The following is a 7,158-nucleotide window of genomic DNA, read 5'->3' as shown; positions in this document are numbered from 1 at the left end:
GTCCTGCCGGGTTACCCACGGATTCAAGCCTGCGTTCGGCCAGCGTGGTTTAACGGGGCGCCTGAGATCAAGATCAAAAGCCAGATCAAGAGCGGCTCGCTTCGCATCGTGGTTACGGTTGGGCGGTGCTGAGTTGTGTAGATACCTATGCCTCCGATGGCGTCAGTAGCCTGCCCCCAAACATGAAACTTTTGTCATCTAACCCACCCCCCTGCGACCAAATGCCACGGTTTACAAGGCCTGCAGCACTGTTGCGTTTCCTGCAATGAATTGTTGCATGCAAAACCGGTTTACTTAGCAAGCTAACAAATCATATAACAAAGGCCTGCGACGACTTGCCGCAGATCAACCAGAGATTGGAGCAAGCAGATGACTGTAAAAGTAACTGAACGCGACGATGAACATATGTCCCACGAAGCACTAGGCCACGGGATTCACATCTGGGATGTACATCAACAAGATTTGCTGGTCGGCATGTTTCACAACGAGAGCGATGCTCATAATTATAAAAACGAACTTGAATCGCTTGAGATGAAACGCCAGGCACAAGGCTCCTGAAATTCCGAAATCGCGTAGACGTCCGGCCCACGCAGCCGGGCCGCCTGCAAACGAAAACCCCGCCTGTTGGCGGGGTTTGTCGTTTCTACAGCCTTACCACATCAGATCATCCGGGATCTGGTAGGCGGCGTACGGATCGTCCTCATCCGGCACCTGGCTTTCGGTCAGGAGGTTGAGCTGCACGATACGCTCCGGCGCGCGCTCCTGGATCTTCAGCGCGGCTTCGCGCGGGATCACTTCGTAGCCGCCGCCGTGGTGCACGATGGCCAGGGAGCCATTGCTCAGTTTATTGCGCATCAGCGTGTTGACCGACAGGCGCTTGACCTTCTTGTCATCCACGAAGTTGTAGTAGTCCTCGGTGGTCAACTTTGGCAGCCGCGAGGTTTCGATCAATTGCTTGACCTGGGCCGTACGGGCCTTGGCCTCGGCTTTTTCCTGCTGCTGGCGGTTCAGCTCCTGGTCGCGCTTGACCTTCTCGGCGTGCGCCTCGGCGGCCAGGCGCGCCTGGGTGTCATCGACCTCAGCCTGGCCCTTGTGGACCAGGCGCTGCTGTTTCTGCTTCTCTTTGCCGACCTGCTTGGCCTGCTTTTGATTGACCAGACCTGCTTTGAGCAACTGGTCGCGAAGGGAAAGGCTCATGGTGCTTACTCACTTGGGCAACTGCTCAACCGCAGCTGGATATAGTCTTTTCCTGGCGTTTGGCTTCGCCCCACAGGGCGTCCAACGTTTCGAGGGTGCAATCTTCTATGGGTTGGTGCGTGTCGCGCAATGCCTGTTCGATAAATCGGAAACGTCGCTCGAATTTGGCATTGGCACCGCGCAGCGCGGTTTCAGGGTCGACCTTGAGGTGACGGGCGAGGTTGACCGCTGCGAACAACAGGTCACCCACCTCATCGGCAATCGCCGCCGAGTCGTTATCGGCCATGGCTTCGAGCACTTCATCCAGCTCTTCGCGGACGTTATCCACCACCGGCAATGCCGACGGCCAGTCGAAACCCACCTGGCTGGCGCGCTTTTGCAATTTGGCGGCACGGGACAGTGATGGCAAGGCGGTGGGCACGTCATCAAGCAGGGACAGTTGCTCGGGCGCGTCGGATTTTTCCGCACGTTCCTCGGCCTTGATCTGCTCCCAGCGCTGCTTGACCTGCTCTTCGCTCAACTGCGGGATATCCAGCGGTGCGTAAAGATCGCCGGTAGGGAATACATGGGGATGACGCCGGATCAGCTTGCGGGTAATGCCATCGATCACGCCGGCAAATTCGAAACGCCCTTCTTCGCGCGCCAGCTGGCTGTAATACACCACCTGGAACAGCAGGTCGCCCAGCTCGCCTTGCAGATGATCGAAGTCGCCGCGCTCGATGGCATCGGCCACCTCGTAGGCTTCTTCAAGGGTATGCGGCACGATACTGGCGTAGGTTTGCTTGATGTCCCACGGGCACCCGTATTGCGGGTCGCGCAGGCGGTTCATCAGGTGCAGCAGGTCGTCTAGTGAATACATCGATCTCTTTCCACTGAAGATCCAGTGTGGGAGGGGGCTTGCCCCCGATAGCGGTGGGTCAGTCAATATAAGTGCCAACTGACCCTCCCTCATCGGGGGCAAGCCCCCTCCCACATTTTAATCCGCGTTCATCCAGCTGTTCATGGAGTGCGATTGCGCCGCGTCTCAATGATGTTCGGCAGCTGGGAAATCCGCCCCAGCAACCGCCCCAGCGCGTCGAGCCCCGGGATCTCGATGGTCAGGGACATCAGCGCAGTGTTGTCCTCTTTGTTCGAGCGGGTGTTGACCGCGAGTACGTTGATCCGCTCATTGAGCAGCACTTGCGAGACGTCACGCAGCAACCCGGAACGGTCGTAGGCGCGGATGATGATGTCCACCGGATAGGTGAGCACCGGCACCGGGCCCCAGCTGACCTGGATGATCCGCTCCGGCTCGCGCCCGCCCAGTTGCAGCACCGAGGCGCAGTCCTGGCGGTGAATGCTCACGCCGCGGCCCTGGGTGATGTAGCCGACGATGGCGTCGCCCGGCAACGGCTGGCAGCAACCGGCCATTTGCGTCATCAGGTTGCCCACGCCCTGGATCTGGATATCGCCGCGCTTGCCGGGCTTGTAGCCGGTGGCCTTGCGCGGGATCAGTTCCAGCTGTTCGTTGCCACGCTCCGGCTCCACCAGTTGCTGGGCCAGGTTGACCAACTGGGCCAGACGCAGGTCGCCGGCACCGAGGGCGGCGAACATGTCTTCGGCGATCTTCATGTTGGCCTTTTCGGCCAGCTTGTCGAAGTCCACCTGGGGCAGGCCCAGGCGCGCCAATTCGCGTTCGAGCAGGGTCTTGCCGGCGGCGACGTTCTGGTCGCGGGCCTGCAGCTTGAACCAGTGGACGATCTTCGCCCGTGCCCGTGAGGTGGTGATATACCCCAGGTTCGGGTTCAGCCAGTCGCGGCTCGGCGTGCCGTGCTTGCTGGTGATGATCTCGACCTGCTCACCGGTTTGCAGGCTGTAGTTGAGCGGCACGATGCGCCCGTTGATCTTGGCGCCACGGCAGTTGTGGCCGATTTCGGTGTGCACGCGGTAAGCGAAGTCCAGCGGCGTGGCGCCCTTGGGCAGGTCGATGGCGTGACCGTCGGGGGTGAAGATGTAGACCCGGTCCGGTTCGATATCCACGCGCAGCTGTTCGGCCAGGCCGCCGATGTCGCCCAGTTCTTCGTGCCACTCCAGTACCTGACGCAGCCAGGAGATCTTCTCTTCGTACTGGTTCGACCCGGCCTTGACGTCGGTGCCCTTGTAGCGCCAATGGGCGCAGACGCCCAACTCGGCCTCTTCGTGCATGGCGTGGGTGCGGATCTGCACTTCGAGCACCTTGCCCTCAGGACCGATCACCGCCGTGTGCAGCGAGCGATAGCCGTTTTCCTTGGGGTTGGCGATGTAGTCGTCGAACTCTTTGGGAATGTGGCGCCACAGCGTGTGGACGATCCCCAGCGCGGTGTAGCAATCGCGCATTTCCGGCACCAGCACACGCACGGCCCGTACGTCGTAGATCTGGCTGAACGCCAGGCCCTTGCGCTGCATTTTGCGCCAGATCGAATAGATGTGCTTGGCGCGCCCGCTGATGTCGGCATCGACGCCGGTGGCCTGCAGCTCGGCGCGCAACTGGCCCATCACGTCGCTGATAAAGCGCTCGCGGTCGAGCCGCCGCTCATGCAGCAGCGTGGCGATCTGTTTGTATTGATCGGGTTCGAGGTAGCGGAAGGACAGGTCCTCCAGCTCCCATTTGATATGACCGATGCCCAGGCGGTGCGCCAGCGGCGCGTAGATGTCGAAGACTTCGCGGGCAACGCGGTTGCGTTTCTCATCGTCGGCGGTTTTCACCGCGCGGATCGCGCAGGTACGTTCGGCCAGCTTGATCAGCGCGACGCGGACGTCGTCGACCATCGCCACCAGCATCTTGCGCAGGTTTTCCACCTGGCCCTGGGTCCCCAGCACCATGGACTGGCGCGGGCTGAGGCTGGCACTGATGGCCGCCATGCGCAGCACGCCGTCGATCAGCTTGGCCACCACTGCGCCGAAACGCTGGCTGACGGTCGGCAACGGGATGTGCCCTTCGCGCACGCCGCGATAGAGCACGGCGGCAATCAGCGAATCCTGGTCCAGCTTGAGATCGGCGAGGATCTCGGCGATTTCCAACCCGGTACGAAAGCTTGAAGTGCCCTCCGCCCACAGGTTCTTGGCCGCATTGTCCTGCTGTTCAGACTCACGAGCGAACTCGCAGGCTGCTTTCAAGGCTTCACGGTCCAGTGCCGGGTCGACACTGACGGCATGATCCAGCCATGCCTCGAGATTGATACTGCCGTCGGTGTTGATCGGCTGGTGTGCTCTCACCTGTACCATCTTGCTTACCTTCCCTACGACGCACCTTGGATGCGCCAAAAATCATCGCCGACCTTGCTGCAGATTCCCTGGCAGTTCACGGCCCTGGAGACTGCAGGCCAGTCGGATTAAACGGGCATCCTAGCCCGCTTCAAATAACGCCATGGCCTCGACATGCGCTGTCTGCGGAAACATGTCGAGGATCCCGGCACGCTTTAGCCGGTAGCCTTGCTTGACCAACTCAACCGTGTCCCGCGCCAGCGTCGCCGGATTGCAGGACACATACACCAGGCGCCTGGCCCCCAGGGTGGCAAGTCTGCGCACAACTTCCTGGGCACCGTCGCGCGGTGGGTCCAAGAGTACCGCAGAAAAGCCCTGTTTGGCCCATTCCGCGTCAGTCAGGGGCTGGGACAAATCGGCCTGAAAAAACCGTGCATTATGCAAATTGTTGCTTAGGGCATTCTGTGCCGCACGCTCCACCATGGTCTGCACGCCTTCCACGGCAACGACTTCGCGTACCTGCCTGGCCAGTGGCAGGGCAAAATTGCCCAGCCCGCAAAACAGGTCCAGCACCCGTTCATCGGCTTGCGGCGCCAACCATTCCAGGGCCTGGGCGACCATCGCCTCGTTGACCCCGGCATTGACCTGCACAAAATCACCCGGCCGGTACGCCAGCTCCAGGCCCCACGCCTCCAGGCGGAAACCAAGCGCGTTACCCGGCTCGACCGGCTCCGGCTGGCCCTCGCCCTGCAGCCACAACTGGGCATCATGGAAGGTGCAAAATTCTTTCAACACCTGCATGTCCGCCTCGGACAGCGGTGCCATATGCCGCAGCAACACGGCGATGGCCGTACCACTGAACAACTCCACATGCCCCAACGCCTGAGGCTTGCTCAAGCGGCGCAGCATGTTCGGCAGACGCTGCATGATCGGTTGCAAGGCCTGTACCAGTACCGGGCAATCATCGATGGCGATGATGTCCTGGCTGGCCACGGCGCGGAAGCCCACTTCAAGCTGCTTCGCCTTGGCATCCCAGCGCACGGCCACACGGGCGCGGCGTCGGTAGCCGAACTCCGGCCCGCTCAAAGGCGCAGCCCACGCTTGCGGTTCGACACCGGCCACACGGGACAATTGCTCGGCGAGCATGCGCTGTTTCAGCGCAAGTTGTTCGGCATGGGGCAGGTGTTGCACGCTGCAGCCGCCACAGCGGCCAAAATGCGCACACGGCGCCGGACGGCGCAGTTCGCTGGCCGTGAACACACGTTCGGTGCGCGCCTCGACCACCTTGCCGTGGGCGCCCAGCACCCGCGCTTCGACTTCTTCGCCGGCGAGCGCACCGTTTACAAACCAGGTGCGCCCTTCGAAGAACACAATGCCGCGCCCGTCGTTGGCCAGGCGTTCGATGGTCAGGCGTTGCTTCTTGCCCACGGGAATCTGAGGGGCCCGGCTACCGCCCGTCGGTTGAAAGCGCAGGCCTCTCTCGTGCTTGGCCATCAGTTGGGTTCGTCGAAGATGCCGGTCGACAGGTAGCGGTCGCCTCGGTCACAGATGATCGCGACGATCACCGCGTTTTCCACTTCTTCGGACAGGCGCAACATACCGGCTACCGCACCACCGGACGACACACCGCAGAAGATGCCCTCTTCACGGGCCAGGCGGCGGGTGGTGTCTTCGGCTTCACGCTGGGCCATGTCGATGATGCGGTCCACGCGCGTGGCGTTGTAGATCCTGGGCAAATACTCTTCGGGCCAGCGGCGGATACCGGGGATGGCCGCGCCTTCCATCGGTTGCAGGCCGACAATCTGAATCGCCGGGTTCTGCTCCTTGAGGTAGCGCGAATTGCCCATGATGGTGCCGGTGGTGCCCATGGAGCTGACGAAATGCGTGATGGTGCCCTGGGTCTGGCGCCAGATTTCCGGGCCGGTGCTGGTGTAGTGCGCTTCGGGGTTATCCCCGTTGGCAAACTGGTCCAGCACCAGGCCACGGCCTTCGGCGGCCAGGCGTTCGGCCAGGTCGCGCGCGCCTTCCATGCCCTCTTCCTGGGTAACCAGGATCAACTGGGCGCCATACGCGGTCATCGCCGCCTTGCGCTCGGCGCTGCCGTTATCGGGCATGATCAGCACCATCTTGTAACCCTTGATCGCGGCGGCCATGGCCAGGGCGATTCCGGTATTACCCGAGGTGGCTTCGATCAGCGTGTCTCCCGGCTTGATCTGCCCGCGCAGTTCGGCGCGGGTGATCATCGACAGCGCCGGACGATCCTTGACGGACCCGGCGGGGTTGTTGCCTTCAAGCTTGAGCAACAGGGTATTGCTGGTGTCACCCGCCATGCGTTGCAAGCGGACCAGGGGTGTGTTGCCGACGCAATCGGCGATTGTTGGGTACTGCAAGGTCATGGCGTATTCGCAATCCAGACTGCGGGGGCGGACATCATACCGGGAAAGGTCGGCGGGCCATATCACGCAAAGTGCGGTGCTTATGGCTTATAGGAATAAGGAAGAAGTGGGGTGCCTGTGACGGCGCCATCGGGGGCAAGCCCCCTCCCACATTCGACCGCATTCTCATGTTGGAACGCTGTCCACTGTGGGAGGGGGCTTGCCCCCGATGGCGGCCTCTGGGCCGACCAGGATGTTGGATCAGATCGCGTACATATCCGTTTCTGCGGTCACGGCTGCTATGGGTTCCGCCCTTACGGCGGCTCACTTTTGAAAAGCGCAAAAGTAAGCAAAACGCTCTTGC

6 protein-coding genes are annotated in these 7,158 nt (G+C 61.6%); 1 reads left to right on the top strand and 5 read right to left on the bottom strand.

Features of this window, described 5'->3' with window-relative positions:
* Positions 1-369: 369 nt before the first annotated feature.
* The gene (locus BFP89_RS27085) at positions 370-558 is read left to right on the top strand and encodes a hypothetical protein (RefSeq protein WP_065893744.1); all 189 of its coding nucleotides are present in this window, start codon (positions 370-372) and stop codon (positions 556-558) included.
* A 93-nt stretch (positions 559-651) separates the two neighbouring features.
* Here the strand turns inward: BFP89_RS27085 and BFP89_RS05310 are convergent, their stop codons facing one another.
* The 5 genes from BFP89_RS05310 to cysM all read right to left on the bottom strand — a co-directional run bounded on the left by BFP89_RS05310 (position 652) and on the right by cysM (position 6,815).
* Positions 652-1,197 carry a DUF2058 domain-containing protein gene (locus tag BFP89_RS05310; RefSeq protein ID WP_057011833.1) on the bottom strand — a complete coding sequence of 182 codons (546 nt, stop codon included), beginning with the start codon at positions 1,195-1,197 and terminating at the stop codon, positions 652-654.
* Positions 1,198-1,222: 25 nt separating this feature from the next.
* A complete protein-coding gene (gene mazG / locus BFP89_RS05305; protein ID WP_065884493.1) occupies positions 1,223-2,056 on the bottom strand; it encodes a nucleoside triphosphate pyrophosphohydrolase in 834 nt (277 codons plus the stop codon).
* A gap of 140 nt (positions 2,057-2,196) precedes the next feature.
* Positions 2,197-4,440 carry a GTP diphosphokinase gene (relA, locus tag BFP89_RS05300; RefSeq protein WP_065884492.1) on the bottom strand — a complete coding sequence of 748 codons (2,244 nt, stop codon included), beginning with the start codon at positions 4,438-4,440 and terminating at the stop codon, positions 2,197-2,199.
* 120 nt (positions 4,441-4,560) lie between these two features.
* A complete protein-coding gene (gene rlmD, locus BFP89_RS05295) occupies positions 4,561-5,913 on the bottom strand; it encodes a 23S rRNA (uracil(1939)-C(5))-methyltransferase RlmD (protein ID WP_065884491.1) in 1,353 nt (450 codons plus the stop codon).
* The gene (gene cysM / locus BFP89_RS05290; RefSeq protein ID WP_065884490.1) at positions 5,913-6,815 is read right to left on the bottom strand and encodes a cysteine synthase CysM; all 903 of its coding nucleotides are present in this window, start codon (positions 6,813-6,815) and stop codon (positions 5,913-5,915) included. The genes rlmD and cysM overlap by 1 nt, the downstream gene beginning before the upstream one ends.
* Positions 6,816-7,158: the final 343 nt, after the last annotated feature.

The sequence above is a fragment of the Pseudomonas sp. 31 R 17 genome (assembly GCF_900004915.1).
Classification (GTDB): Bacteria; Pseudomonadota; Gammaproteobacteria; order Pseudomonadales; family Pseudomonadaceae; genus Aquipseudomonas; species Aquipseudomonas orientalis_A.
This window is presented reverse-complemented; position numbering and strand designations above follow the sequence as displayed.

Coding starts and splice junctions, on each gene's coding strand:
- rlmD (WP_065884491.1), bottom strand. CDS start 5,913: ATGGCCAAGCACGAGAGAGGCCTGCGCTTTCAACCGACGGGCGGTAGC.
- BFP89_RS05310 (WP_057011833.1), bottom strand. CDS start 1,197: ATGAGCCTTTCCCTTCGCGACCAGTTGCTCAAAGCAGGTCTGGTCAAT.
- relA (WP_065884492.1), bottom strand. CDS start 4,440: ATGGTACAGGTGAGAGCACACCAGCCGATCAACACCGACGGCAGTATC.
- cysM (WP_065884490.1), bottom strand. CDS start 6,815: ATGACCTTGCAGTACCCAACAATCGCCGATTGCGTCGGCAACACACCC.
- BFP89_RS27085 (WP_065893744.1), top strand. CDS start 370: ATGACTGTAAAAGTAACTGAACGCGACGATGAACATATGTCCCACGAA.
- mazG (WP_065884493.1), bottom strand. CDS start 2,056: ATGTATTCACTAGACGACCTGCTGCACCTGATGAACCGCCTGCGCGAC.